The following is a 25,142-nucleotide window of genomic DNA, read 5'->3' as shown; positions in this document are numbered from 1 at the left end:
GTTGTCGTCCGCCAGTACCGCGGTGCCTTCCCGGAGGCCGGGCCACCCCGGGTGGGGCCTGCGCGGAGTCCGGTGTCCGCCACCGGACCGGTTCACCGGACCGGTGGCCGCAGCCGGAGCACCCCGGGAGCCGGGCGGCCCCGGTTCCGGTGTTCCACGCTACGACCGCATCCAACCACGGCAGCCTTCGACTGCGCTCCCCGCACGTCCATTCAGTCAGCTTCGCCGCTCCGGTACGTCATAATCGCGGGCCCGCCACAGCGGGTTCACCGTCCGGTCACCGGCGGTACGGCACACCTGCGCGCCCCGGTTTCACCTGCCCCGTCCCTCCCGGCGGCCCAGCCCGGCCAGCGCCTCGACCACCCTCTGGTCGTACCCGTCGCCGCGCTCCAGCCGCAGCAGTTCCAGGGCCTCCAGCTGCCCGGCCGCCTCCGGCAGGCCCCGGTTGCGGGCGAGCGTGAGCAGCTCGTCGTGGGCGTTGGCGACCCGGATGATCCGGGCGGCCAGCGGCAGGGTCGGATCGTTCGATCCGTCGGGGCGGCGGCACGGGTCGGCCAGCCGGGCGACCTGCTGCGCGACCTGCCGCGGGACCCCGGTCTGCCGGATCACCTCGCTGCCCAGCCTGGCGATCCGCTGCTGCTCGTGCTGCGGCAGCCGGGCGGTGGCACCACAGGGCACCGGTTCGAGCAGCGAGAGCTGGCCGATGTCGTGCATCAGCGCGGCGTACTCCAGCAGGGCCAGGTCCCGGGTGCCGAAGCCGAGCGCCCGGCCGAGCGCGCAGGAGGTGTCGGCGACCCGGCGGGCATGGCCCGGCGGGGTGTAGCCGGCCACCTCGGTGGCGCGGGCGAGGGTCTCGATGGTCTGTCCGGTGGTGGCCCGCACCGCCGCCGCCCGGCGGAAGGACGCCTGCGCCAGCAGCAGCGGGGTGCAGAACAGCGGCAGCGCCCAGAGCCCCGTCTCGGCCGCCAGCAGGCTGATCAGCATGCCGGTCGCGACGATCGCGGAGCCGATGCCGAGCAGCGACCGCAGCTCGTCCTCCAGTGCGGCGGCGAACCGCAGGCCGGTCCTGGCCCGGTGCAGCCCGGCGGCCAGGGTCGCGTCGCAGAGCGCGGTGAGGGCCGCGACCCCGCTCACGAACAGCCCGTACGCCGGTCCGGTGCAGTCCGCCCGGTCGAGGGTGCCGCTGTCGTAGAGCGGCTGGAAGAGGGTGGCCGCGAAGGCGACGGTGAGCAGCCGGCGGGCGATCGCGTCCACCCTGGCCGGGCCCGGGGCCCGGAGCGGCGGTACGGCTCCACTGAGCATCCCGACCCCGGCGACCGCGATCACCTGCAACACCCCGTGGGTGGTGGGAAGTCCGCGCAGTGGGCCGAGCAGGGCGTACGCCAGTGCGACGGCGGAGCCGATCGGCGCCTGCTCGCGGTCTCCCGGCAGCGTGACCCGGACCCGCTCGCCGACCGCGATCACGGCGGCGAAGGCGAGGGCGGCCCCCGGTTCGGCGGGCCCGTCACGCAGCATCACACCGAGCCCGGCCACCAGCAGCACGGCGGCGGCCAGATGGACCGCCCGCACCCAGACCACCTCGGCGCTCACCACCCCGACCACCCGGCCCACCCCGACCGCCCCGGCCGTCCAGTCCCCGGCCCGCCGACGCTCCGGGCCGCCCCACCCGCCGGGGAGTGTGCTGCCCTGCCCCGGCGTGCAAGCGCCCACGCGGGGCGCCCGGCCCCACAGCGCGCGCACCCCGCGCACCGGCACCCCGCGCACCGGCTCACCGCGCACCTCCGCCGCGCCGCGCGCCGCCCGCGCGCACGGTCCGCGCCGCGCGCCCCTGCGAGGCGAGCGTCCTGGCGGGCTCAGGTACGCCGAGCGGGATGTCCGGCACCTCACCGGCCCAGCCGCCGGGCGGCGGCAGGACGGGCTCCCACCCGTGCTCCGCGACGGCCGCGACCAGCGCCCGCACCATCGCCGGGTCGAACTGGCTCCCCGCGCACCGCTCCAGCTCGGCGACCGCCTCGGCGACCGGCCGTCCGCGCCGGTAGGAGCGGGTGGAGGTCATCGAGTCGAAGGCGTCCGCGACCGAGATGATCCGGGCGAACTCGGGGATCCGGTCGCCGGCCAGGCCGTCGGGGTAGCCGAGCCCGTCCAGCCGCTCGTGGTGGTGCAGGATTCCGGCCCGGCCCTCCTCGCCGAGGAAGGCGATGTCCCGGACCAGCTCGTGGCCGAAGACCGGGTGCACTTCGACGGCCCGCCGCTCCGCCTCGCTCAGCGGACCGTTTCTGCGCAGCAGTTCGGTCGCCACTCCCAGCTTGCCCACGTCGTGCAGGGTCCCGGCGAAGTGCAGGGTGCGCAGCCGCTCCTCGACCATGCCGAGCTGGCCGGCAATCAGCACCGCTGCCCGGCCGACCCGTTCGCTGTGGCCCCTGGTGTACGCGTCCTTGATCTCCACGGCCTGCACCAGCGCCTGGACCGAGGTCTGCTGGGCCGTCCGCTCCCGGTGCCCCTGGGCGAAGACCCAGGCGGAGATGGTGAACGGCAGCAGGGCGAGCACCGCCGCGAAGGCTCCGTACGGTCCCCGCCAGAGGATCGCGACCATCAGCCCGCCGGCCCCGTGCACCAGCGCGGGCAGCACCACCGCGAGCGGACCGCGCAGCGCTGCGCCCGGTCGCGGCCGGCCCACCGTACGAGGCCCGGCGAGCCGTCGCATTCCCGCCACCAGGGCGCTGTTGACCAGGCAGAACGTCGCCACCGAAGCAAGTGCGGGGAGCAGTGCCGCTGGGAACTCGGACCCGGGCAACAGCCGTGGGCCGTCCGTCAGATGGAACACCACCCCGGCCGTGTAGGCCGAGACGGCGAGCTGTGCGGCGTTCCAACTGCGGCGCAGCGTACGGCGCTGGTCGGCGTACCGGGCGAACGCGGCGGGCAGGGCGACCAGCGCGGCGGCGGCCGGAGGCAGTATCAGGACCCCGGCGAACAGCACGGGGAAGAAGGCCGGACCGGCGGAGAAGCCCGCCCGGCCGGGCCGCCCCGGCCGGCGGAGCAGCGCACTCCGGCCTCGGCGGCAGGGGGCGGGAAGCCCCTGGGCCAGGCCGTCCCAGCAGCAGTGCAGGAAGGCCAGCAGGGCGACCCCGGACCAGTCCACCGGTCCGCCCAGCCAGCCGGCCGGGCCGGTGGCGGGCAGCGCCAGGGTCAGCAGGCAGCCGACTGCGGCGGCCAGCACCGCCAGCAGATAGCCGACCGTGCGCCGGTCCGCGCACCGGGTGCTTCGAGGTCCGGGCGCCGCCCCGCCCGCCGGAGCGGCGTCTCGGTGCTCACCAGCGATCTCCGCCTCCCCGCCATGGCCGCAGTTCCCCTCGGACCGCACCGGCTTGAGGGGCCGTCAGAGGAGGATAGGGCTACACCGGGGAGTGCGGAGGCGCGAAAACGCATTGCCCGGGTCGACGCACTGTCAGCTCACCCGAACGAGTGAGTCGAGCAATCCCGCCGTGCCGACCACCGATCCCGCCCTACGGCGCGGGGAGCGGCGCACGACCCACTGCGGCCCGAACCGGGCCGCCGGTCGCGGCGGCCGAGGTCTACTCGGACGCCGCGAGCGTGCTCTGCGCGCCGTGGCCCGCGGCCTCGTCCGCCGCGACCTCGGCGATCGGCCGCGACTCGCCGGAGCGCTGCCCGGCACGGATGCTGTCGATCCGGGCGAGCACCTTGCTGCGCAGGTCGGCAGGCGTATCGTCGCAGCCGCAGGAACGCTTGATCAACGCCTTGATGGCCTGTTCGAGCCCGTACTTCTCCAAGCAGGGCGAGCACTCCTCGAAGTGCACCCGCAACTTGGCGCAGTCGCCCTCGGCCATTTCGTTGTCGAGGAATTCATAGAGGTGGTCGAGCACCTCTCCACACTCGGTGTCGTGCGGATCGCCGCAGCTCATGAGCCCGCGCCCTTCGCTTCCTGCCCTGCTCCGCTACCTGCCGGAACGAGCCCGCGCTCGCGGGCGTAGTCCTCCAGCATGCCGCGCAACTGTCGGCGGCCCCGGTGCAGTCGGGACATCACCGTACCGATGGGTGTACCCATGATGTCCGCGATCTCCTTGTACGCAAACCCCTCGACGTCCGCGAGGTAGACCGCGATTCGGAACTCCTCCGGGATGGCCTGGAGGGCATCCTTCACATCGCTGTCCGGCAGGTGGTCGAGTGCCTGGGCCTCGGCCGAGCGGAGACCGGTCGACATGTGCGACTCGGCCCGGGCCAGCTGCCAGTCCTCGATCTCCTCGGCGGCGGTGCGCTGGGGCTCGCGCTGCTTCTTGCGGTACGAGTTGATGAACGTGTTGGTGAGGATCCGGTACAGCCACGCCTTGAGGTTGGTGCCCTCGCGGAACTGGTGGAAGGACGCGTACGCCTTGGCGAACGCCTCCTGCAGCAGATCCTCGGCGTCGGCCGGGTTCCGGGTCATCCGCAGCGCGGCGGAGTACATCGGATCGAGGTAACCCAGGGCGTCGCGCTCGAAGCGCTCCCGCCGAGCACTCTCGGTCTCGTTCTCCGACACCCGGAAGGTGTCCTCGCCGATCGCCTCGGCCAGCTCGTCACCCGTGAGAACCTCGCTCACCGGCAGCACCTCGCCCGGCTCGGCCTCGTCCTCGGTCCCGACGACCGGACCCACCTCCTCGGCATCCCGGGCACGACCCACTGCGGGTCCACCCGACAGCGAGGATATCGGGCTCACGGGCTTCTCGCTCGTGGCAAGCCAGTCCGGCCAGACCGGCAGCGCGGCATCCATCGCCGCCCGCTCGTTCGGCCGCTCGGGGCACGCGATCGAACCCATGTGTGCTGCCTTTCCACGGGGCTCACCTGCTGACGGTGGTGTTAACCAGAGCGCCCCGCCGGGCATTCCCAGCAGCCTCAGCAGAGTCCGAGGATCCAGTCGCCGACCGATGCGGTGATCAGTTGCAGTGCCTCGTCCTGGCCGTACGGCGCCCGCTTGGGGACGGCGAAGCCGTGGCTCCCGTACGGAACGGCGACCAGGCGGTGGCCCTCCGGCAGCCCGGGGAACTCCTCGGGGGTGCCGAAGGTGTCCTTCTCCCCCTGGAGCACCAGGGTCGGCCGGCCGGAGCCGAGCAGTTCCTCGGCCCGGCTGCGCTCCGGCCGGCCCGGCGGGTGCAGCGGGAACGCCAGCGCCAGTACCGCGACGGCGCCGGCGGCCACCGCCGTACGGCACGCCACCCGGGCGCCGGCGCTGCGGCCGCCGGCCACCAACGGCAGCCCGTCACCGGCGAGTTCGGCCATCACCGGGAGCCAGCCCGCGTCCAGGGTCTTCGGCGCGGGGGCGACCTTCTTCCCCGCGACCCGCCAGGGCTGCTCGACCAGCGCGACCGCGATCCCGCGCCCGGGCAGTGCGGCAGCCAGGGCCTGCAGGTCGATCGCCTCGACGCCGCCGCCCGCACCGTGCCCGAGTGCGAGCAGCGCCTTCGGACGCCCGGCGGCCGGGTACCGGGTGATCCTGGCCTCGCCGGCCGGGGTGGTCACGAGGGTCTGCACGGCGGCTCCTGGGGATTTCCGAAGATCGGCTTCGACTGCGTCAGGTGTCGGGCGAGGGGGCCGGCAGCAAGGCCGGGGCCCAGCGGGGCTCAGAAGAGCATGGTGCCGTCGTTCCCGGTCTCGTCGAGCGGCTTGAGCAGGTCGGGCCCGTTGTTGCGGATGTTGCCGACCGCCGCCGAGACCGGGACGGCCTGGAGTACGCCGGGCGCGGGCGGGACGAGCAGCGGCCGCACTTCCTCGGCGCTGTCGAGGGACGGGTCCAGCCAGGCGTCGAAGGTGCCCGGGTCGAGGAAGAGCGGCATCCGCTCGTGGATCGGGGCGAGCGCCGGTTCGGCGTCGGTGGTGACGATGGTGCAGGTCACCAGCCAGGCCGCCGGATCGTCGGCCTGGACGGTGCGGTCGCGCCAGAACTCGTACAGCCCGGCCAGGGCCAGCGGCCGGCCGTCGATGCGGCTGACGAAGAAGGGCTGCTTGCGCGGCTTGCCCTTCTCGCCGGGTATGGTCTGCCACTCGTAGTAGCCGTCGACCGGCAGCAGACAGCGCCGGGAGGCGAAGGCCTGGCGGTAGGCGGGCTTCTCGTGCACGGTGTCGGAGCGGGCGTTGATCATCTTCACCGCCGTCTCGGCCGACCGCGACCAGGACGGCACCAGGCCCCAGCGCAGCACCCGTAGCTGGCGCACCGGCTCGCGCTCCCCCTTGGGTGCGCGGTCCAGCACCGCGTACGCCGAGTCGGTGGGCGCCACGTTCCAGCTCGGTGCGATGGTCTCGGTCGGTTCCCACTGCTGGACACCGAAGATCTCGACCAGGTCCTCGGGCTTGGTGGTGGAGGCGAAACGTCCGCACATGCGGCCAGCTTGCCATGCGACGGCGGCGCACTGTGCCCGATCTCACCCACCAGAACCGGGAAGTACCGTCGGGCCGTCCTGCCATGGGAGGCTGCCCACTCGGATCCGACGCGGCAGCGCTCGGTGCGACCACGGAAGGCAGGGCATGGACAGCGAATACGTATGGCACCTGGTGGTCGGTTCCCAGCCGGGACCGCCGAGCTGGGTGGCCCCGGCCACGGCGGCGGTCGCCCTGCTCGCCGTCCTGCTGCGTCCCGTGTGGAAGTTCAGCCGCAACGTGGTGACCATCGCGCACGAGGGCGGACACGGCCTGGCCGCCGTCCTCACCCGCCGCCGGCTGGCCGGCATCCGGCTGCACTCGGACACCTCCGGCCTGACCATCTCCTCCGGGCCGCCCACCGGCCCCGGCATGATCCTCACCGCCGCCGCCGGGTACACCGCCCCGCCGCTGCTCGGCCTCGGCGGCGCCGCCCTGCTCGCCGGGCAGCACATCGCCCAGCTGCTGTGGATCGGGATCGTCCTGCTGGCGGCCGTCCTGATCATGGTGCGGAACGCGTTCGGGCTGCTCTCCGTGGTGGTCACCGGCGCGGCCTTCGTCCTGATCTCCTGGTACGGCGGCGGCGAACTCCAGGCGGTCTTCGCCTACCTGGGCGTGTGGTTCCTGCTCTTCGCCGGGGTGCGCCCGGTGGTGGAGCTCCAGACCAAGCGGCGGCGCGGCGAGGCCCCGGAGTCCGACGCCGACCAACTCGCCCGCCTCACCGGGGTGGCCGGAGTCCTCTGGGTGACCCTCTTCCTGGTCATCGCCCTGTCCTGCCTGCTGGCCGGCGGCAGCTGGCTGATGTCCGCCTGACCCCCGGGCCCGGGCGGTGACCCTCCGGGGGCGGGGCACCACCTGCTGCACCGCACGCTCCGCATGTCTTCGCAGAACGCACGTCCGCCATTCGAATAGGAACGAAGCCCTGATTTCCCGGGCCCCTAGACTTGGCACATGACCGAAGCCCTGTGGCCCGCCCCCGTTGCGACCACCGCCGTCGACGCGACCGTCACCATCCCCGGCTCCAAGTCGGCGACCAACCGAGCCCTGGTGCTGGCCGCCCTCGCGGACGGCCCAGGCTGGGTGCGCCGCCCGCTGCGCAGCCGTGACTCCCAGCTGATGGCGGACGGCCTGCGCGCACTCGGCGTGACCATCGAGGAGACGGTCAACACCGCCAGCGGCGGCACCGGCGGCGGCGAGGCGTGGCGGGTCATCCCGGCCGGCCAGCTGCACGGCCCGGCCCAGGTGGACGTCGGCAACGCGGGCACCGTCATGCGCTTCCTGCCCCCGCTCGCGGTGCTGGCCGACGGCCCGGTGCACTTCGACGGCGACCCGCGCTCGTACGAGCGTCCGCAGCACGGCGTGATCAACGCCCTGCGCGCGCTCGGCGCCCGGATCGACGACGGCGGGCGCGGCGGCTTCCCGCTCACCGTGCACGGCTCCGGCGCGCTGGACGGCGGCCCGGTGGAGCTGGACGCCTCGTCCTCCTCCCAGTTCATCAGCGCGCTGCTGCTCTCCGGCGCCCGTTACAACAACGGCGTGGAGATCAGGAACATCGGCGGCACCGTCCCCTCCCTCCCGCACATCCGGATGACGGTGGACATGGTCCGCAAGGCCGGTGCCCAGGTGGACGCGCCCGAGGACGGCGGCGAGAAGGACATCTGGCGGGTCACCCCGGGCGCCCTGATCGGCCGCGACCTGGTGGTCGAGCCGGACCTCTCCAACGCCGCGCCGTTCTTCGCCGCCGCGCTGGTCACCGGCGGCCGGGTGACCGTCCGCGACTGGCCGAGGCACACCTACCAGCCCGGCGACCAGCTGCGCGAGATCTACACCCGGATGGGCGGCAGCTGCCGCTTCACCGACGACGGCCTGGAGTTCTCCGGCACCGGCCGGATCCACGGCATCGAGGTCGACCTGCACGACGTCGGCGAGCTCACCCCGGTGATCGCCGCCGTCGCCGCGCTGGCCGACTCCGAGTCCCACCTGTACGGCATCGCCCACCTGCGGATGCACGAGACCGACCGGCTGGCCGCGCTGGCCAAGGAGATCAACGACCTCGGCGGCGACGTCACCGAGACGGAGGACGGCCTGCGGATCCGTCCGCGCCCGCTGCACGGCGGCGTCTTCCACACCTACGAGGACCACCGCCTGGCCACCGCCGCAGCGGTGCTGGGCCTCGCGGTCGAAGGCGTCCAGGTGGAGAACGTGGCGACCACGGCCAAGACCCTGCCCGACTTCCCGCAGATGTGGGCCGATCTACTGGGCCAGGGCTAAGGGAGTACTGCACCATGCGCCGCTACGGCAAGGACGCCGACGAGGACGACATCCGCAACCGCCCGGCCCGCCGGGGCTCCCGGCCGCGGACCCGGATCCGGCCCAAGCACGAGGACGCCGCCGAGGCGATGATCCTCACGGTGGACCGGGGCCGGCTCACCTGCCTGGTGGACGCCGGGACCAAGCAGGAGCGCGAGGTCGTCGCCATGAAGGCCCGCGAACTGGGCCGCAAGGGCGTCGTCGTCGGCGACGTGGTCAACGTGGTCGGCGATCTCTCCGGTGAACCCGACACGCTCGCCCGCATCGTCCGGGTCGAGGAGCGCACCTCGGTCCTGCGGCGCACCGCGGACGACGACGACCCGTACGAGCGGATCGTCGTCGCCAACGCCGAGCAGCTGGCCATCGTCACCGCCCTGGCCGACCCGGAGCCCAGGCCCCGGCTGATCGACCGCTGCCTGGTCGCCGCGTACGACGCGGGGATGGAACCGCTGCTGGTCCTCACCAAGTCCGACCTGGCCTCGGCCGAACCGCTGCTGGAGTCGTACGCGCCGCTGGGCATCCGCTACGTCGTCACCCGGCGGGACGAGCTGTCCACCGAGGACGCGGAGGCCGTCCGGGAGCACCTGCGCGGGCGCTCCACGGTGTTCATCGGGCACTCGGGCGTCGGCAAGACCACTCTGGTCAACGCGCTGGTCCCGGCGCACCAGCGGATCACGGGGCACGTCAACGCGGTGACCGGGCGCGGGCGGCACACCACCGTCTCGGCGCTGGCCCTGCGGCTTCCGCCGCCGCCCGGCGTCAAGCCCGGCTCCAGGAAGGCGCTCGACCCGGGCTGGGTGATCGACACCCCGGGCTTCCGCTCCTTCGGCCTCTCGCACATCGACCCGTCCCGGGTCATCCACGCCTTCCCCGACCTGGAGTCCGGCACCGCCGACTGCCCGCGCGCCTGCAGCCACGACGAACCCGACTGCGCGCTGGACGCCTGGGTCACCGACGGCCACGCCGACCCCGCCCGCCTCTACTCGCTGCGCCGCCTGCTGGCCACCCGCGAGGCCCGCGAGGGCGACTAGCCACCCGGGGGCACGGGGGAACCGCCTGCATCAGGCGGTTCCCCCGTGCCCCCGATGCCGTGCCCGATTGCCCATCGGAAGGTGTCGGACGGCCCGCGCGTGGCGATCATAGGAAGGTCAGTCCTCGACGCGGCAGGGAGTCAGCTCGATGGCATGGGCCTTGGTGATCATCGCCGGTCTGCTGGAGACCGGGTTCGCGATCAACCTCAAGCTGAGCGACGGCTTCACCAAGCTCTGGCCCACCATCGGCTTCGCCTGCTTCGCGCTCGGCAGCTTCGGCCTGCTGACCCTCTCGCTCAAGTCCCTGCCGGTGGGCAGCGCCTACGCGGTCTGGACCGGCATCGGCGCGGCCGGTACCGCGGTCTACGGGATGATCTGGATGGACGAGTCGACCTCGGTGCTCAAACTGGTCTCGATCACTCTGGTGATCGCCGGCGTGGTCGGTCTCCAGCTCAGCGGCAGCGGCCACTGACGTCCCGCCCTGCGAGCCGCTCTGACGCGGCTCCCGATGCCTCGATAGTGTTCGAGCATGGCCGACTACCACGATGACCTCCGCCTTGCCCACGTCCTCGCCGACTCGGCCGACTCCGTCACCATGGACCGTTTCAAGGCGCTGGACCTGCAGATCGAGACCAAGCCCGACCTGACGCCGGTGAGCGACGCCGACAAGGCCACCGAGGAGCTACTGCGCGGCGTGCTGCAGCGGGCCCGCCCGCGCGACGCGGTGCTGGGCGAGGAGTTCGGCCTGCAGGGCTCGGGCCCGCGCCGCTGGGTGATCGACCCGATCGACGGGACCAAGAACTTCGTCCGGGGCGTACCGGTCTGGGCCACCCTGATCGCGCTGCTGGAGGACGGGCCGGACGGCGAGCAGCAGCCGGTGGTCGGCATGGTCTCCGCCCCGGCGCTGGGCCGCCGCTGGTGGGCGGCGAAGGGCCTGGGCGCCTACGCCGGCCGCAGCCTGGCCAAGGCGAGCCGGATCGAGGTGTCCAAGGTCTCCCGGATCGAGGACTCCTCGCTCTCGTACTCCTCGCTCACCGGTTGGGAGGAGCGCGGCCGGCTGGACGCCTTCCTCGACCTCTCCCGCTCCTGCTGGCGGACCCGGGCGTTCGGTGACTTCTGGTCGTACATGATGGTCGCCGAGGGCGCGGTGGACATGGCAGCCGAGCCGGAGCTGAGCCTGTGGGACATGGCGGCGCCGTGCGTGATCGTCCAGGAGGCGGGCGGCCGCTTCACCGGGCTCGACGGGATCGACGGGCCGAACGGCGCGGACGCGGTGGCCTCCAACGGGCTGCTGCACGACGAGACGCTGCGCCGGCTGAGCGTCTGATCCGGTGCCCTCGTGGGTGCGGGCCCTGGAACCAGGCGAAAGCTGGTTCCAGGGCCCGCGGTCTTGGCGGCGGCCGGCGGTTACTTCTGCTTGCGCAGCTCGCGGACCGCGTTCTCCAGCCGCCGGCCGTAGTCGGCGTCGGCCTGGCGGAAGTTGTTGATCGCCCGCTCGACGATGTCGTCGCGGTCGGCCGAGACCTTGGCGATGAAGCCGGCCAGGTTGGCGATCAGGCGCTGCTTCTCGTCCTCGGAGAAGAGCCGGTAGAGGTTGCCCGCCTGGACGAAGTCGTTGTCCTCGGCGTGCGAGGGCGCCTCGTGGTTGCCGGTGGTGCCGGTGACCGGAACGGCGGACCAGAGCGGACGGCCGGTCTCGACCGGGCCGCCGAAGCTGTTCGGCTCGTAGTTCTTCTGGCGGCCGTGGCGGCCGTCGTACAGGTAGCCGTCACGGCTGTTGGTGCGCGCCTCGGCGGCGTGCGGGCGGTTCACCGGCAGGTGGTCGGCGTTGATGCCGACGCGGTAGCGGTGGGCGTCCGCGTAGGCGAACAGACGGCCCTGGAGCATCTTGTCCGGGGACGGGCCGATGCCGGGGACGAAGTGCGCCGGGGAGAAGATCGACTGCTCGACCTCGGCGAAGACGTTCTCCGGGTTGCGGTTGAGCTCCAGCTTGCCGATCTCGATCGGCGGGTAGTCCTCGTGCGGCCAGACCTTGGTCAGGTCGAACGGGTTGAAGCGGTACTGCGCGGCGTCGGCGGCGGGCATGATCTGCACCTGGACGGTCCAGCTCGGGAACTCGCCGCGCTCGATCGCCTCGCGCAGGTCGCGCTGGTGGCTGTCCGGGTCCTCACCGGCGAGCCTGTTGGCCTCGTCCTGGGTGAGGTTCTTGATGCCCTGGTCGGTCTTGAAGTGGTACTTCACCCAGAAGTACTCGCCGGCCTCGTTCTGCCACTGGTAGGTGTGCGAGCCGTAGCCGTTCAGGTTGCGGTAGGTGGCCGGGATGCCGCGGTCACCGAAGAGCCAGGTCACCTGGTGGGTCGACTCGGGCGACAGGCCCCAGAAGTCCCAGACGTTGTCCGCCTCCTGCGAGCCGGTGTACGGGTCGCGCTTCTGGGTGTGGATGAAGTCCGGGAACTTGATGGCGTCCTTGATGAAGAACACCGGGGTGTTGTTGCCGACGAGGTCGTAGTTGCCGTCCTCGGTGTAGAACTTCAGCGCGAACCCGCGCGGGTCACGGACGGCGTCGGCCGAGCCGAGGTTGCCGGCCACGGTGGAGAAGCGCAGGAAGGTCTCGGTCTGCTTGCCGATCTCCGAGAGGAACGCCGCCCGGGTGTAGGCGGAGACGTCGGCGGTCACGGTGAAGGTGCCGTACGCGGCGGCGCCGCGGGCGTGCACCACGCGCTCCGGGATGCGCTCGCGGTTGAAGTGCGCGAGCTTCTCGAACAGCAGCTGGTCCTGGATCAGCGCCGGGCCGCCTATGCCGGCGGTCTCGGTGTTCTGGTTGTCCGCGACGGGGGCACCGGCCTCCGTGGTGAGGGTGGGCCGCAGCTCGTCCTGGGTCGTCATGGCAGTGCCTCCGCGTTATCCGGTCGTGACAGACTCGATCCTAGCTTGGACTTTGTCTAAGTCAACACTGGAACCAACTTCGGAATGTGGCCTACCCTGTCCCCATGAGTGACCTGCTGGAACGACTTCGCGGACGTGGGTGGCGGCTGACCTCGCAGCGGCGTGTCGTGGCGGAGGTCCTCGACGGCGACCATGTGCACCTGACCGCCGACGAGGTGCACGCGCGCGCGGTGGAACGACTGCCCGAGATCAGCCGCGCCACCGTCTACAACACCCTCGGCGAACTGGTGAGCCTCGGCGAGGTGCTGGAGGTCAGTACCGACGGCCGCGCCAAGCGGTACGACCCCAACGCGCACCACGCCCACCAGCACCTGATCTGCTCCGGTTGCGGCGCGATCCGCGACGTCCACCCCCAGGGTGATCCAATTGCCGCCCTGCCCGCCACCGAGCGCTTCGGCTTTGTCATCTCGGGCGCCGAGGTCACCTACCGCGGCCTCTGTCCCAACTGCGCGAGACCCTGACCGCTCAGGGAACGCACACCAGGGGCGCGGGGAACTGCGCGAAGCGGAAGATCCCCCTGCCGCACCCGCCCTCCGGCCGATAGGCTGCACCACCCCACCAGAGATCCTGCAACCGGCTCACCCCGCCGGAACCGACTCCAGTCGCCTTCCGCTGCGCGTAGTTCCCCGCGCCCCCGTTCTGCTCGTCCTTGCCCTTGAAAGGCTCAGGCGCTGAGCTCCGAGTGCAGCGCCCCCAGCAGCCGGGCCGCCCGCTCCGCGACCTCCGCGGGGCCGTACTCCGTTGCCCGCCGGCAGTAGCTCTCCGCCTGCAGCGGCTCGCCCCGGCGCAGCGCCAGCAGCGCGAGCCGCAGCGCCGCTCGCCCGTGCCCCGCGTCCGCGGCCCGGGTGTACCAGAGCATCGCCTCGGCCTCGCTGTCCTGCCGCGCCAGCAGCAGGCCCAGGTTGAACGCCGCGCTGCGGCTGCCCGCCTCCGCGGCCCGCCGGTACCAGCTCTCGGCGATCTGCAGCGCGCCCCGCTCCGCGGCCCGTACGCCCATCCGCACCTGCGCCCGCCGGTGCCCGGCGTCGGCGGCCACCGCGTACCAGTGCTCGGCCTCCGCGTCCGCGTCACCGCGCCGGTCCAGCAGCGAGGCCAGCCGGAACGCGCCCTCGGCCGAACCGCCCGAGCCCGCCTGCCGGTAGCGCTCCAGCGCACCGGTCAGATTGCCGCGCTGCTCCTGGGCCACCGCCAGCTGGAGCGCCGCCTCGCCGTGCCCCTCGGCAGCGGCGCGCGCGTACCACTCGTGCGCCTGCTGCTGCTCCCCGCGCCCGGCGTGCAGGACGCCGAGGTTGAAGGCGCCGTCGACGCTCCCGGCCTCGGCGGCCTTGGAGAACCAGGGCTCGGCGCCGGACTCGTCGCCGCGCTGGAGCAGCACCACGGCCAGCGCGTTGCACGCCTCCCGATGCCCGGCGTACGCGGCCCGCCGGTACCACTGCTCGGCCTGCGCCTCCCGGCCCGCGCCCGCGCAGAGCAGCCCGAGGTTGAAGGCGCCGTTGTGGTCGCCCGCGTCCATCGCGACGCGGTACCAGCGCTCGGCCTCGGCGGCCTCGCCCCGACTCGCGTGCAACGCTCCGAGCGCGTTCGCGGCCATGCCGTCGCCCGCCTCCGCGGCCTCCTGCCACCACTCGGCGGCGGCGGTGGGATCCCCGGCGTCGCGCAGCAGGAAGCCCAGCGCACAGGCCGCCCTGGCCTCGCCGTTCTGCGCCGCCTGGCGGTACCAGCGGGCGGCCTCGTCCGCGCAGGTCTGGTCCTGGTGGGCCCGCTCCTCCAGCAGTACGCCGAGCCGCAGCGCGGCGCGGGCGTGGCTGCGCGCGGCGGCGGTGCGGTACCAGGTCTCGGCGGTCTCCTTGTCCCCGGCCGCCTCGCGCATCCGGGCCAGCCGGTACGCGGCCTCGCGGTGGCCGGCGTCGGCGGCGGCCCGGAACCAGCGCTCGGCCCGGACGTCCCGCCGATGCTCCATCAGGTCGCCCAGGGCGTACGCGCCGAGCGGGTGCCCCTGCTCGGCGGCGAAGTGCAGCCAGTACTCGGCGGCCTCCTCCTCGCCCTGGTCGCGCAGCTGGAGGCCGAGCGCGTGCGCGGCCGGCGCACTGCCCGCGACGGCGGCCTGCCGCCACCACTGGGCCGCCTCGGCCCGGTGGCCGCGCTGGTGCAGCAGCACCCCGAGGTTGTTGGCGGCGGCGCGCAGCCCGGCGGCGGCGGCGCTGCGCAGGTAGGGCTCGGCGTCCTCCAAGTCCCCCCGGCGCAGCAGCAGCGCGCCGAGCTGGCTGGCCGCGTTGGCGTCGCCGCCGTCGGCCGCGTGGCGGTGCCTGGACTCCAGTGCGGCCTGCTCGCGGGCGGCCAGCGCGGACTCGAAGCTGGTCTCCTCCTCGCCGTCGGGTTCGACGGAGACCGATGCGGTTCCGTACGGACCGATGGCATCGAGGAGTTGCCGCGCCGAGACGTGCACCAGCCGCTCCGGACCCGAACCGGCCGCCGGGTCGGGACCGCCCGTCAGGCTGCTGGTGCGCTGGGTGGGCAGGGCCCGCTGAGTGTCCTCGGGGCCGATCGCCCAGGCCTCGGTGTCGGCGTCGCGGAGCGGCTCGCCCGCTCCGTCGGCCTGGGCCGTGCTGGTGCCCTTGACCGGGGTGGGCCTCGCTCCCGTATCGTTCCTGCCGATCAACTTCATGCCGACTCCCGCTCCCCCAGAGTGCTGCGGCATCCTCCCCCAGCCTTCGGCCGGGGGGACCCCCAAGGGGTGCGCCGGATCGGACGGCTCGTCAGCCGTCGTCCTGCATCCCCCGTGTGGCCCATCGTCGCATCACCCGCAACCCGCGTACACCTGCTCCGGCCGTTTTTGGCGGAGCGGGCCGAAGCCCGGCGAGATTGCTTCAGCGCTTTGTCGATTTCCCGACACTTGAGCCCCACAAACCCCAGTCACGCATAGTACCGGAGCAGGCCGACACGCCGTGCGGACATGCAGAAGGCCCGGCAGATGAATCTGCCGGGCCTTCTGACTATCGAGTAGCGGGGACAGGATTTGAACCTGCGACCTCTGGGTTATGAGCCCAGCGAGCTACCGAGCTGCTCCACCCCGCGTCGTTGTGTCTCAACCGTAGCACGGTCGCGGGGTGGAACAGAAATCGGTTGTCGCAGCTCAGGGGCTGGCAGTGGGCGAGGAGGACGGTGCCGGGGCACCGCCGCCGCCCTTCTGCTGCGCCGCGGCCGCGGCAGCGAGCGCGTCCTGAAGGGTCTTCTGGTCCTGGCCGTACCTGGTCCAGTCCCCGTTCTTCAGTGCGTCCTGGCCATCGGTGAACGCCTTCTGGGCGTCCTGCAGCGCCTTGTCCAGCGCCGGGTTGGCGCCGGTCCCCGGTCCGGTGGCCGGCGGGGTGGTGGTGCCAGGCGCGGTGGTGCCGGGGCTGGTGGTGCCGGGTGCGTTCGGCGTGGCCGGGGCTCCGCTGGTGGCGGCGCCGAAGACCTTCTTCAGCGCGTCCTCCAGGGTGTTCTCGAAGGCCACGTTGTCCTTGCCGTACACCGCGAGCACCTTCTGCAGCACCGGGTACTTGGCGCTGTTCCCGCGGACGTACACCGGTTCGACGTTGAGCAGACCGCCGCCGACCGGGAGGGTCAGCAGGTTGCCGTACTCGACGTCGGAGCCGCTGCCGTTCTTCAGGATGTTGAGCTGGCGGGCGACTTCGGGATCGGAGTTGAACTTGGCCTGCGCCAGGTTCGGGCCGAGCGTGCCGGTGTCCCCGGGCACCTTGAGGACCCGGATCTTGCCGTAGTCCGGGCCCGGGTCCGCGCCGACCGCCATGAAGGCGGCCAGGTTGTCGCGCTTGCTGGGCACGAAGGAGGTGGTCAGCGAGAAGCTGGCGGCGGCCGCGTCGGGCATCCGGACCGTCAGGTAGTACGGCGGCTGCACGTCGCCGGTGCCGGTGGTCGGGTCCTGCGGGACCTGCCAGATGTCGGTGCCGTTGAAGAAGGCGTTGGCGTCCGTCATGTGGTACATCGCCAGCAGGTCGCGCTGGACCTTGAACATGTCCTGCGGGTACCGCAGGTGCGGCAGCAGCGTGCTCGGGATGGCGCTCCGGGGCTCGATCGTGCCGGGGAACGCCTTCATCCAGGTCTTCAGCACCGGGTCCGCGTCGTCCCACTGGTAGAGCGTCACCTCGCCGGTGTACGCGTCCACGGTGGCCTTCACCGAGTTGCGGATGTAGTTGACCTCGTTGGCGGAGGTCAGCGTCCGGCCGCGCTGGTCGGTCAGCGAGTCCTTGGTGGCGTCGCCGAGGGTGGTCTTGGACGAGAACGGGTAGCCGTCGGAGGTGGTGTAGCCGTCCAGGACCCAGACCAGCCGGCCGTTCTCCACCACCGGGTACGGGTCGGCGTCGATGGAGAGCCAGGGCGCGACCTTCTCCACCCGCTCCTTGGGCGTCCGGTCGTAGATCACCTTGGCACCGTCGGTGATCGCACCCGAGTAGAGGATCTTCGGCTCGGCGAACTTCACCGCGTACGCGGCCCGGGTCAGCGGGTTGTCCAGCGAGACGCCGCTGTCACCGGTGTACTTGTACGTCTGGTCGGCACCGGTGTCGGTGGTGTAGTCGATCTCGCTGTTGGAGCCGCCGACGATCGAGTACTGGGTGCTCTTCTCGCCGTAGTAGACCCGCTGCTGGTAGTCCCCGAGGGCGCCGGTGGCCGGCAGGCCCGACTCGGTGAAGACCGGCTGCCCCTGGGAGTTGACCTGGTTCCCCTTGGCCGCGACGACGCCGTAGCCGTGGGTGTACTTGAAGTGGTCGTTGATCCAGTTCCGCTGCTGGACGCCGTTCAGGTCGAGCTCGCGCACGCCGATCACGGTGTCCTGGGCGGCGGTGCCGATGCCGTACCGGTCGACGTTCAGGGTCTTCGGGAAGGCGTAGTACGAGCGCTGCTGCTCAAGCTGCTGGAAGGCCGGCGAGACCACGTTCGGGTCCAGCAGGCGGATGTCCGAGATGGTCTGGGCGTCCTGCTTGAGCGCGTCGGCGGTGGTCGAGTCCTTGGGCGTGTACTGCTGGGTCTGGCTGTCCGCGATGCCGTACGCCTGCCGGGTGGCGTCGATGTTCTTCTGGATGTACGGCGTCTCCTTGGCCTGCTCGTTCGGCTTGACCTGGAACTGCTGCACGATCGCCGGGTAGAGCCCGCCGATCAGCACCGCCGAGAGCGCCATCAGGCCGAAGCCGATCAGGGCCGGAGCCCAGGTGCGGCGGATCGGCGTCAGGAAGAACAGCAGCGCACAGATGATCGCGACGAAGAACAGGATGGTCTTGGCCGGCAGGTACGCGTTGGCGTCCACGTAGCGCAGCCCGGTCCAGCCCTCCACGCCCTTGTAGGCGCCGGACTTCACCGCCAGCGCGTACCGGTCCAGCCAGTACGCGACCGCCTTGAGCAGCACGAACACACCCAGCAGCACGGCCAGGTGGCCCTGCGCGCCGGCACTCGCCCGCCGCCCGGGACCCTGCAGGCGCAGGCCCCCGTACAGGTAGTGCACCAGCACCGCGGCCAGCAGCGAGACGATCACCGCGCTGAACGCGAAGCCGAGCAGGAACTCGTACCAGGGCAGCGAGAAGGCGTAGAAGGCGACGTCCAGGTGGAACTGGCTGTCCTTCTCGCCGAACGGCGTCTGGTTGGTCCACAGCAGCCAGGTGCGCCACTGGCCGGTCGCCGCCGCACCGGCGACCAGACCGATCAGCAGCGAGATCGCCACCAGCAGCCGGCGCTTGTACGGGGCCACACCCATCCGGTAGCGGTCCAGGCTCTGCTGCTCGACCGACATCGCCGAGAGCGGCGGCCGCAGCCGGTACGCCAGCCAGAGGTTGACGCCGACGACGACGGCCATGACCAGGCCGAAGACCGCGAACAGGCCGATCTTCGCCGACAGCTGGGTGCCGAAGACCGAGGAGTAGCCGACCGACTTGAACCAGAGCCAGTCCGTCCACAGCCCGGCGAACAGGACGAACAGCACGATCAGCGCCGCGAGCACCGCGGCGGTCAGCAGCAGGACGCGCGCCCGGCGTGAGGGTGGGCCGACTCTGGGCCGGAAGCCCGGTCCTGGTCGGTCCGGCATCTGGAACACCAAGGTGGCACCTCTGCTGTGTCGTGGGTGAACGGGTCGGGGCGAGCGGGTCGGTCCTTTATGCAACTTAGTCGGTGATTACCTGAGTTCCCACGGTCCGTACACCGGTTCCGCACGGGGACGACGGACGGCTGCGCATGTGAGGATTGGGACATGTCCGATGCAAGCCACACCCTGTCCGGCGACGGCCGTCCGCCGGCCGCCAGCCCGCTCACCCGCGCCGCCCTGGAGATCGACGAGTACGCCTCTTCGCTCGGCTGGGACCTCCCGGCCCGGCTGTTCGCCCTGATCGACGGCGCGAAGCTGAAGAAGACCGACCCCGCGCTGGCCAGGCAGCTCGGCCTGGCCGAGCAGGAGGACCCCGGCCTGACCCCGGTCGAGCAGGACGAGCTGCCGACCGGGATGGAACTGGACAAGTTCCTCGGCACCATCGCCTGGCCCGACATGGTGACCGGCTGCGCGCTGGTGGTCGAGCGGCTGATGCTGCCGCCGGGCGCCGAGCAGTCCCGCCCCAAGAACGCCACCGAGGCCCAGCTGGCCGACTGGGTGACCAACCACCCGGACCGCCAGGAGGTGCGGATCACCGCCGCCGTGCTGCGCGACGGGAAGAAGGAGATCGCCCTGCGGCTGCGTTCCAAGGACGTCGCCCGCGAGGTGCTCACCGGCCCCGACCTGGTGCCGGGCCTCACCGAAGCGCTGCTGGCGACCTTCTCCTGAGCGGGCGGGGGCCGGGCCGGCCGGCTACTTGCTGCAGGACGGCAGCGCCGCGGTCTGGCCGGACCTGACCCCGTCGAGCGCCTTCAGCGCGTCGGCCAGCGTGTTCACCTTGATCAGCCGCAGGCCGCTGGGCGTGTTCCCGGCGGCCTCGGCGCAGTTGTCGGCCGGGGTGAAGAAGTACTCGGCGCCCTTGTCCCGGGCGGCGATCAGCTTCATCGAGATGCCGCCGATCGGGCCGACCTTGCCGTCGTCGCTGATCGTGCCCGTCCCGGCGACGAACTTGCCGCCGGTCAGGTCGGTGGGGGTGAGCTTGTCGATGATGCCGAGCGAGAACATCAGACCGGCGCTCGGGCCCCCGACGTCCTGCAGCCCGATGTCGATCTTGAACGGGTAGGTGTGGGTCACCCCGGGGCCGATCCCGACGATCGCCCGGCCGGTGTCGTCCGCCGCCTTGGCGGTGGTGACGGCGACCTTCTTCTCGTCCGCCGGGTTCGGCGTGACGCTGTCCTTGCCGTGCGGGAGAACGGTGAACTCGACCGTCTCACCGGGCTTGTGCTTGGTCACCTGCTGGGCCACCTGCGCCTGCGAGGTGATCGGCGTGCCGTTCACCGCCACGATCTGGTCGCCCGCGTGCAGCTTCCCCTCGGAGGGGCCGCCGGCCACCACCGAGGAGACGACCACCTCGGTGCCGACCGGGATCCCCAGCTGGGTCAGTGCGGCGGTCTTGGCGCTGTCCTCGGAGGAGGCGAACTCCTCGGCGTTCTGCTGCTGGGCCTGCTGGTCGGTCTGCCCCTCGGGGTAGACGTTCTCGTGCGGCACCACCAGGACGTCGTCACGCAGCCAGCCGACCACCACCGAGACCAGGCTGGGCTGGTACTTCGCCCCCGTCACCTGGACCGTGGTCATGTTGAGATGCCCGCTGACCGGATAGGTCTGGTGCCCGGTGATGTCGATCACCGGCTGGCCACCGCCGTCCTGCACCCCGAGCGTGTTGTACGTCGGCCCCGGACTCATCTCGGTGTACGGCACCTTCATCAGCACCGAGGCACACAGCAGTGCTATCAGCATCAGGGTCGCGGCGAGCATCGTCGCAGAGCGGCGTGGCATGGCTCGACAGTACGGGACGAGGGTGACGGAGCGCGCTCCGGGCTACTGCCCGTTGCCGTCCGGAACGGTGACCGTGCTGCGCTCCATCGCCGCGCGGAAGCGCTGGTGCTCGGCCAGTGAGGCCGGGTCACCGGTCGCCCGGGGCGTTCGGGCTGCCCAGCCGGCCCAGATCATGGCGGCGATCGCCGCGACAACGGGGATGATCAACCAGGCGAGCGCAGCCATGTCAGTACTCCCAGCTCGTCGTGTCTATGAGCAGATTAACCAACCTGGCGGACAACGGCCGCAGCGCCGTCCGGGTTACGGGCTGACGCCTCCTGTCATCACCCGGAGGGACGCCCCGGGCCCCGGCTGCCCGATCGGGTGAACCCGCCCGGCGGCGCGGCCGGAGCGGCTAGCAGGAGCCCGCGCCCACCCACTCCTCCTCACCGTCGGTGAAGACCTGGTGCTTCCAGATCGGCACCTCGTGCTTGAGATCGTCGATCAGCCGGCGGGCCGCGGCGAAGGCCTCGCCCCGGTGCGGGCAGGACACCGCGACGATGACCGCCTTGTCGGTGATCTCCAGCCGGCCGACCCGGTGCACCGCCGCCAGCGCGCGCACCGGGAACTCGGCGACGATCTTCTCGGCGATCCGGCGCATCTCCCGCTCGGCGGTCGGGTGGGCGCTGTACTCCAGTGCGGCGACCGACTTGCCGCCGTCGTGGTCCCGGACCGTCCCCACGAAGACCGTGGTGCCGCCGGCCGCGTCGTCGCCGACGGCCTCGTAGACCTCGTCCAGCGAGAGCGGGGTCTCGCGGACGGCGAGCAGACGGATGGGGTCGTGGTTCTCGGTCATGGTCACCATGATTCCTCATCCGGGGTGGGATCCAGCAAGAGGCTTCCGCATCACGATTGGGAAATTTCGCAATGCGGTAATCCTGTGGGTTCGATGCCGGCGGCACCGGCCCTCGCGACCGGACCGGCTTCCCGCCGGCCCGGTCCGCCGGGCCTCAGATCCGGCGGCGCTTGCGGGCCCGGCGGACCAGCGCAGCCGTACCGACCAGGGCCACCGTCGCACCGGCCGCGCCCAGGCTGGTCGCCGCCTCCTTGCCGCCCAGCCGCCGCCCCGCCACCGCGTGCTTGCCCGAGACCTGCGCCAGCAGCTCGGCCAGCACCTCCTCGTTGCCGTACGCCGGCCGCCAGCCCGCCTCGTGCAGCCTGCTGCCGGAGACCACCCACGGGTACATGGTGTACGCGAGATCGCCCGCCGGAGCCGGGGTCAGCCCCAGCCGGTGCAGCCGGGCCGCCGTACCGAGCGCCAGCGAAGCCGGAAGCTCCATCCGCCGGATACCCGACAGCTCCTCGACGTCCTCCTGCTCCAGCCAGCCGTCGCAGCCGACCGTCACCTCGCCCTCGACCAGACCCAGCGCCGCGTACTCCAGCGCCGAGGCCAGGTCGTCCACGTGGCAGAACTGCCAGCAGGGCCGCGAGCCGGCCACCACCAGCAGCCTGGGCGCCTCGAAGTGCCTGGTCAGCACGGTGTCCACGCCGGGGCCCACGACCACCGCGGGGCGCAGGACGGTCACCTGGAGGCCCGGGTGGGCGCGCGGCGCGCGACGGGCCAGGCGCTCGATCTCCAGCAGGTCGCCGACCAGCGAGGCCTCCTCGGTGGCCCGCAGCTCGGAGTCCTCGGCCAGCGGCACCTCGTTGTCCGGCAGCGCGCCGTAGACCATCGCCGAGGTGCAGAGCACCACCCGGCCGACCCCGGCCGCCGCCGCGGCGGTCACCACGGTCTGGGCGCCGCGCACGTTGTACGCGCTGCGCGCCCGGGCGTCGGACTCCATCCCGAGGTCCATCGCCAGGTGGACCACCACGTCCACCCCGGCCAGCCGCTCGGCCACCGCCGGGTCCCGGACGTCCAGCACCCGCCAGTGCACACCGGGCACCTCACCGCGCCGGTCGTCCAGCGCCAGCACCCTGCGGACGTGCGGCGAGGCCACCAGCCGCGCTGCGACGCGCTCGCCGAGCACCCCGGCAGCGCCGGTGACGGCCACGGTCAGTGGACGCCCGCCGTAGGCTGGAGACGGCGAACCCGCGGCAGCTGGGGCGTCCTCACCTCCGGTCAGCCCAGAGCGAACGTCCGAAGGCGGGGAACTCACCGGCCATCCTCCACGGTTAGCTTATGTGCGTACGTACGAGTGTCACGTACCGACCATCCTGCCCGAGGCGCGGGCCAGGCAGTGCACCCGGCACGGCCCGGGTCGCCGAGCCGCTGCTCCGCACCCCCCGCCTTGGGCCCGCACCTCCCCGCCACACCACCCGCGTGACGGCCGACCAGATCGAGGACCCCCGTGAGCGACCTCCCCTTCGGATTCGGCGTTCCGCCCGAGGAGCCCGAGGACGGCAAGGCCACGCCCGGCAAGGGCGAGCACGGTCAGGACAAGCCCGGTCAGGGCGATTCGGACGCGGCCAAGGGCTCCGAGCCGGGCTCCGGCCCGACGCCGCAGCAGCCCTTCGGCTTCGGCGGCGCCAACCCGCTGGGTGCCCTCTTCGGCATGGGCGGCATGGGCATGCCCGGCGCCCCCGGTGGCCCCGGTGGCCCCGGCGGGGGCGACAACCCCTTCGGCGCGATGTTCGGCGGGCTCAACCCCAACGACCTGGGCGCCGCCTTCCAGCAGCTCGGCCAGATGCTCTCCTTCGACGGCGGCCCGGTGAACTGGGAGCTGGCCAAGGACATCGCCCGGCAGACCGTGGTCGCCGAGCCGGCCGAGGGCAAGAGCAAGGACCGTTCGGTCGGCGCCGCCGAGCGCTCGGCCGTCGAGGAGGCCGTCCGCCTCGCCGACCTCTGGCTCGACTCCGCCACCGAGTTCCCCTCCGGTGCGAACACCGCCGTGGCGTGGAGCCGGGCCGAGTGGATCGAGGCCACCCTGCCGGTCTGGAAGGACCTGGTCGACCCGGTCGCCGAGCGGGTCGCGGGCGCCATGGGCGGCGTGCTGCCCGAGGAGATGCAGGCCATGGCCGGGCCGCTGATGGGCATGATGCGCTCGATGGGCGGCGCGATGTTCGGCACCCAGATCGGCCAGGCGCTCGGCGCACTGGCCGCCGAGGTGGTCGGCTCCACCGATGTCGGCCTGCCGCTCGCCCCGGCCGGCAAGGCGGCGCTGCTGCCGCAGAACGTCGCCGAGTTCGGCGAGGGCCTGAGCGTCCCCGCCGAGGAGGTCCGGCTCTACCTGGCCCTGCGCGAGGCGGCCCACCAGCGGCTCTTCGCCCACGTCCCGTGGCTGCGGGCCCACCTGTTCGGCGCCGTCGAGGCCTACGCGCGCGGCATCAAGGTGGACAGCAGCCGGATGGAGGAGCTGGTCGGCCAGCTCGACCCGAGCAACCCCGAGGCGCTCCAGGAGGCCCTCGCGGGCGGCCTGCTCCAGCCCGAGGACACCCCGGCGCAGAAGGCCGCCCTGGCCCGCCTGGAGACCGCCCTCGCCCTGGTCGAGGGCTGGGTGGACGCGGTCGTGCACGCCGCCGCCGAGCCGCACCTGCCGCAGGCCGGCGCCCTGCGCGAGACCGTCCGCCGCCGCCGTGCCGCCGGTGGCCCCGCCGAGCAGACCTTCGCCACCCTGGTCGGCCTCGAACTCCGTCCGCGCCGGCTGCGCGACGCCTCCCGGCTGTGGGCCTCGCTGGCCGACGCGCGCGGCATCGAGGGCCGCGACTCCCTCTGGGAGCACCCCGACATGCTCCCCACCGCCGCCGACCTGGACGACCCGGACGGCTTCGTGCACCAGGGCACCGGTGACGCCGTCGAGGGCGGCATCGACTTCGACGCGCTCGACAAGCTGCTCGGCGAGGCCGCAGCGGGCGGGCACGGCAAGAACGCGCCGGGGTCCAGCGCGCCGGGCAAGGAGTCGGACGAGAACGGCAAGGGCGAGGGCGAGAGCAAGGCATGACGCTGATCGACACGGCCGGCACCGGCCTGCACTCCGACGCCGTCCGCACCCTGGCCGGCTGGTCGGTGGCCGACGCCGACCAGGAGCAGCTCCGCCGGGACTACCTCAACCACCTGGCGGACCAGCCGGAGGGCCTCTACCGCAGCTGCCTGCCCGCACACATCACCGCCAGCGCCGTGGTGGTCGACCCGGCCGCCGGGCGGGTGCTGCTGACCCTGCACCCCAAGGTCGGCATCTGGCTGCAGATGGGCGGCCACTGCGAGCCCGGCGACGCCACCCTGGCCGCCGCCGCGCTGCGCGAGGCCACCGAGGAGTCCGGGATCCAGGGGCTCCGGCTGCTCGACGTGGACGGCGTGCCGACGCCGGTCAAGCTCGACCGGCACCAGGTGCGCTGCACGGGCAAGGACCAGCCGGAGAACACCCATCTCGACGTGCAGTACGTCGCGCTGGCCCCGGCCGGCGCGGAGGCGCTGATCAGCGAGGAGTCGCTGGACCTGCGCTGGTTCGACTACGACCGCCTGCCGGAGCTGACCGACGCCTCCGTCCGCGAGCTGGTCGCCCTGGCGCGCCTGCGCACTGCCTGACCGGCCGGAACGCTCCTCGGGAGGGCTGCGCGGCCGTCCT

At 72.6% G+C, this 25,142-nt stretch carries 22 protein-coding genes and 1 tRNA gene; 9 read left to right on the top strand and 14 right to left on the bottom strand.

Annotation, left to right across the window (positions count from 1 at the left end; all coding sequences use genetic code 11):
* Positions 1-312 precede the first annotated feature (312 nt).
* From UK12_RS01820 to UK12_RS01795, 6 genes are all read right to left on the bottom strand, one after another.
* Positions 313-1,710 carry an HD-GYP domain-containing protein gene (locus UK12_RS01820; RefSeq protein ID WP_197084466.1) on the bottom strand — a complete coding sequence of 466 codons (1,398 nt, stop codon included), beginning with the start codon at positions 1,708-1,710 and terminating at the stop codon, positions 313-315.
* Positions 1,711-1,768: 58 nt separating this feature from the next.
* The gene (locus UK12_RS01815; protein ID WP_197084465.1) at positions 1,769-3,361 is read right to left on the bottom strand and encodes an HD-GYP domain-containing protein; all 1,593 of its coding nucleotides are present in this window, start codon (positions 3,359-3,361) and stop codon (positions 1,769-1,771) included.
* A 211-nt stretch (positions 3,362-3,572) separates the two neighbouring features.
* The gene (gene rsrA, locus UK12_RS01810) at positions 3,573-3,920 is read right to left on the bottom strand and encodes a mycothiol system anti-sigma-R factor (protein ID WP_045298670.1); all 348 of its coding nucleotides are present in this window, start codon (positions 3,918-3,920) and stop codon (positions 3,573-3,575) included.
* Positions 3,917-4,567 (bottom strand): sigma-70 family RNA polymerase sigma factor, encoded by a 651-nt coding sequence (locus tag UK12_RS01805; protein ID WP_197084482.1) that lies wholly within the window; start codon positions 4,565-4,567, stop codon positions 3,917-3,919. The genes rsrA and UK12_RS01805 overlap by 4 nt, the downstream gene beginning before the upstream one ends.
* 320 nt (positions 4,568-4,887) lie before the next feature.
* On the bottom strand, positions 4,888-5,523 hold the full coding sequence (locus tag UK12_RS01800) for an alpha/beta hydrolase family protein (protein WP_045298669.1): 636 nt from the start codon (positions 5,521-5,523) through the stop codon (positions 4,888-4,890).
* Between the two features lie 89 nt (positions 5,524-5,612).
* Positions 5,613-6,368, bottom strand: coding sequence for an SOS response-associated peptidase (locus UK12_RS01795; RefSeq protein ID WP_045298667.1), 756 nt, complete (start codon positions 6,366-6,368; stop codon positions 5,613-5,615).
* A gap of 145 nt (positions 6,369-6,513) precedes the next feature.
* Here UK12_RS01795 and UK12_RS01790 point away from each other — a divergent pair, with 145 nt between their 5' ends.
* From UK12_RS01790 to hisN, 5 genes are all read left to right on the top strand, one after another.
* The gene (locus tag UK12_RS01790; RefSeq protein ID WP_045298666.1) at positions 6,514-7,218 is read left to right on the top strand and encodes a M50 family metallopeptidase; all 705 of its coding nucleotides are present in this window, start codon (positions 6,514-6,516) and stop codon (positions 7,216-7,218) included.
* A 138-nt stretch (positions 7,219-7,356) separates the two neighbouring features.
* Positions 7,357-8,676: a 3-phosphoshikimate 1-carboxyvinyltransferase gene (gene aroA, locus UK12_RS01785; RefSeq protein ID WP_045298664.1), complete on the top strand. Its 1,320-nt coding sequence runs from the start codon at positions 7,357-7,359 to the stop codon at positions 8,674-8,676.
* A 14-nt stretch (positions 8,677-8,690) separates the two neighbouring features.
* On the top strand, positions 8,691-9,746 hold the full coding sequence (gene rsgA / locus UK12_RS01780; protein ID WP_045298662.1) for a ribosome small subunit-dependent GTPase A: 1,056 nt from the start codon (positions 8,691-8,693) through the stop codon (positions 9,744-9,746).
* 148 nt (positions 9,747-9,894) lie between these two features.
* The gene (locus UK12_RS01775; protein ID WP_045298660.1) at positions 9,895-10,218 is read left to right on the top strand and encodes a DMT family transporter; all 324 of its coding nucleotides are present in this window, start codon (positions 9,895-9,897) and stop codon (positions 10,216-10,218) included.
* Positions 10,219-10,275: 57 nt separating this feature from the next.
* Positions 10,276-11,073, top strand: a complete 798-nt coding sequence (gene hisN, locus UK12_RS01770; protein ID WP_045298658.1) for a histidinol-phosphatase — start codon at positions 10,276-10,278, stop codon at positions 11,071-11,073.
* A gap of 80 nt (positions 11,074-11,153) precedes the next feature.
* Here hisN and UK12_RS01765 read toward each other — a convergent pair whose 3' ends face one another.
* Positions 11,154-12,632, bottom strand: a complete 1,479-nt coding sequence (locus tag UK12_RS01765) for a catalase (RefSeq protein ID WP_045298656.1) — start codon at positions 12,630-12,632, stop codon at positions 11,154-11,156.
* Positions 12,633-12,736: 104 nt separating this feature from the next.
* On the opposite strand from UK12_RS01765, the gene UK12_RS01760 reads away from it, so the two are divergent.
* On the top strand, positions 12,737-13,153 hold the full coding sequence (locus UK12_RS01760) for a Fur family transcriptional regulator (protein ID WP_045298654.1): 417 nt from the start codon (positions 12,737-12,739) through the stop codon (positions 13,151-13,153).
* A 203-nt stretch (positions 13,154-13,356) separates the two neighbouring features.
* Here UK12_RS01760 and UK12_RS01755 read toward each other — a convergent pair whose 3' ends face one another.
* The 3 genes from UK12_RS01755 to UK12_RS01745 form a co-directional block, all read right to left on the bottom strand.
* Positions 13,357-15,357, bottom strand: a complete 2,001-nt coding sequence (locus UK12_RS01755) for a tetratricopeptide repeat protein (RefSeq protein WP_197084464.1) — start codon at positions 15,355-15,357, stop codon at positions 13,357-13,359.
* Positions 15,358-15,693: 336 nt separating this feature from the next.
* A tRNA-Met gene (locus UK12_RS01750) sits at positions 15,694-15,767 on the bottom strand.
* A 58-nt stretch (positions 15,768-15,825) separates the two neighbouring features.
* The gene (locus UK12_RS01745; RefSeq protein WP_045298889.1) at positions 15,826-18,765 is read right to left on the bottom strand and encodes a UPF0182 family membrane protein; all 2,940 of its coding nucleotides are present in this window, start codon (positions 18,763-18,765) and stop codon (positions 15,826-15,828) included.
* Between the two features lie 162 nt (positions 18,766-18,927).
* Between UK12_RS01745 and UK12_RS01740 the strand changes: the two genes are divergently transcribed.
* A complete protein-coding gene (locus UK12_RS01740) occupies positions 18,928-19,491 on the top strand; it encodes a PPA1309 family protein (RefSeq protein ID WP_045298652.1) in 564 nt (187 codons plus the stop codon).
* Between the two features lie 24 nt (positions 19,492-19,515).
* On the opposite strand, the gene UK12_RS01735 is transcribed toward UK12_RS01740, so the two are convergent.
* The 4 genes from UK12_RS01735 to UK12_RS01720 all read right to left on the bottom strand — a co-directional run bounded on the left by UK12_RS01735 (position 19,516) and on the right by UK12_RS01720 (position 22,631).
* Positions 19,516-20,598 carry a YlbL family protein gene (locus tag UK12_RS01735; protein WP_045298650.1) on the bottom strand — a complete coding sequence of 361 codons (1,083 nt, stop codon included), beginning with the start codon at positions 20,596-20,598 and terminating at the stop codon, positions 19,516-19,518.
* 42 nt (positions 20,599-20,640) lie between these two features.
* Positions 20,641-20,823 carry a hypothetical protein gene (locus tag UK12_RS01730; protein ID WP_045298648.1) on the bottom strand — a complete coding sequence of 61 codons (183 nt, stop codon included), beginning with the start codon at positions 20,821-20,823 and terminating at the stop codon, positions 20,641-20,643.
* 169 nt (positions 20,824-20,992) lie between these two features.
* Complete coding sequence (locus tag UK12_RS01725) at positions 20,993-21,433, bottom strand: molybdenum cofactor biosynthesis protein MoaE (RefSeq protein WP_045298887.1); 441 nt, start codon at positions 21,431-21,433, stop codon at positions 20,993-20,995.
* 154 nt (positions 21,434-21,587) lie between these two features.
* On the bottom strand, positions 21,588-22,631 hold the full coding sequence (locus tag UK12_RS01720; protein WP_231590993.1) for an NAD-dependent epimerase/dehydratase family protein: 1,044 nt from the start codon (positions 22,629-22,631) through the stop codon (positions 21,588-21,590).
* Between the two features lie 297 nt (positions 22,632-22,928).
* On the opposite strand from UK12_RS01720, the gene UK12_RS01715 reads away from it, so the two are divergent.
* Together UK12_RS01715 and UK12_RS01710 are read left to right on the top strand one after the other, a co-directional pair.
* Positions 22,929-24,518 (top strand): zinc-dependent metalloprotease, encoded by a 1,590-nt coding sequence (locus tag UK12_RS01715; protein ID WP_045298646.1) that lies wholly within the window; start codon positions 22,929-22,931, stop codon positions 24,516-24,518.
* Positions 24,515-25,102, top strand: a complete 588-nt coding sequence (locus UK12_RS01710) for an NUDIX hydrolase (RefSeq protein WP_045298644.1) — start codon at positions 24,515-24,517, stop codon at positions 25,100-25,102. Before UK12_RS01715 ends, UK12_RS01710 begins: the two co-directional genes overlap by 4 nt.
* Positions 25,103-25,142: the final 40 nt, after the last annotated feature.

Origin of the sequence: Saccharothrix sp. ST-888, from assembly GCF_000955975.1 — a bacterium.
In the GTDB taxonomy this organism is placed as follows: Bacteria; Actinomycetota; Actinomycetes; order Streptomycetales; family Streptomycetaceae; genus Kitasatospora.
The sequence above is the reverse complement of the archived record's forward strand: the minus strand, read 5'-3'. Positions and strand labels throughout refer to the sequence as shown.

Coding starts and splice junctions, on each gene's coding strand:
- UK12_RS01775 (WP_045298660.1), top strand. CDS start 9,895: ATGGCATGGGCCTTGGTGATCATCGCCGGTCTGCTGGAGACCGGGTTC.
- UK12_RS01755 (WP_197084464.1), bottom strand. CDS start 15,357: ATGAAGTTGATCGGCAGGAACGATACGGGAGCGAGGCCCACCCCGGTC.
- UK12_RS01795 (WP_045298667.1), bottom strand. CDS start 6,368: ATGTGCGGACGTTTCGCCTCCACCACCAAGCCCGAGGACCTGGTCGAG.
- UK12_RS01765 (WP_045298656.1), bottom strand. CDS start 12,632: ATGACGACCCAGGACGAGCTGCGGCCCACCCTCACCACGGAGGCCGGT.
- UK12_RS01740 (WP_045298652.1), top strand. CDS start 18,928: ATGTCCGATGCAAGCCACACCCTGTCCGGCGACGGCCGTCCGCCGGCC.
- UK12_RS01760 (WP_045298654.1), top strand. CDS start 12,737: ATGAGTGACCTGCTGGAACGACTTCGCGGACGTGGGTGGCGGCTGACC.
- UK12_RS01730 (WP_045298648.1), bottom strand. CDS start 20,823: ATGGCTGCGCTCGCCTGGTTGATCATCCCCGTTGTCGCGGCGATCGCC.
- UK12_RS01735 (WP_045298650.1), bottom strand. CDS start 20,598: ATGCCACGCCGCTCTGCGACGATGCTCGCCGCGACCCTGATGCTGATA.
- rsgA (WP_045298662.1), top strand. CDS start 8,691: ATGCGCCGCTACGGCAAGGACGCCGACGAGGACGACATCCGCAACCGC.
- rsrA (WP_045298670.1), bottom strand. CDS start 3,920: ATGAGCTGCGGCGATCCGCACGACACCGAGTGTGGAGAGGTGCTCGAC.
- UK12_RS01710 (WP_045298644.1), top strand. CDS start 24,515: ATGACGCTGATCGACACGGCCGGCACCGGCCTGCACTCCGACGCCGTC.
- hisN (WP_045298658.1), top strand. CDS start 10,276: ATGGCCGACTACCACGATGACCTCCGCCTTGCCCACGTCCTCGCCGAC.
- aroA (WP_045298664.1), top strand. CDS start 7,357: ATGACCGAAGCCCTGTGGCCCGCCCCCGTTGCGACCACCGCCGTCGAC.
- UK12_RS01790 (WP_045298666.1), top strand. CDS start 6,514: ATGGACAGCGAATACGTATGGCACCTGGTGGTCGGTTCCCAGCCGGGA.
- UK12_RS01725 (WP_045298887.1), bottom strand. CDS start 21,433: ATGACCGAGAACCACGACCCCATCCGTCTGCTCGCCGTCCGCGAGACC.
- UK12_RS01745 (WP_045298889.1), bottom strand. CDS start 18,765: ATGCCGGACCGACCAGGACCGGGCTTCCGGCCCAGAGTCGGCCCACCC.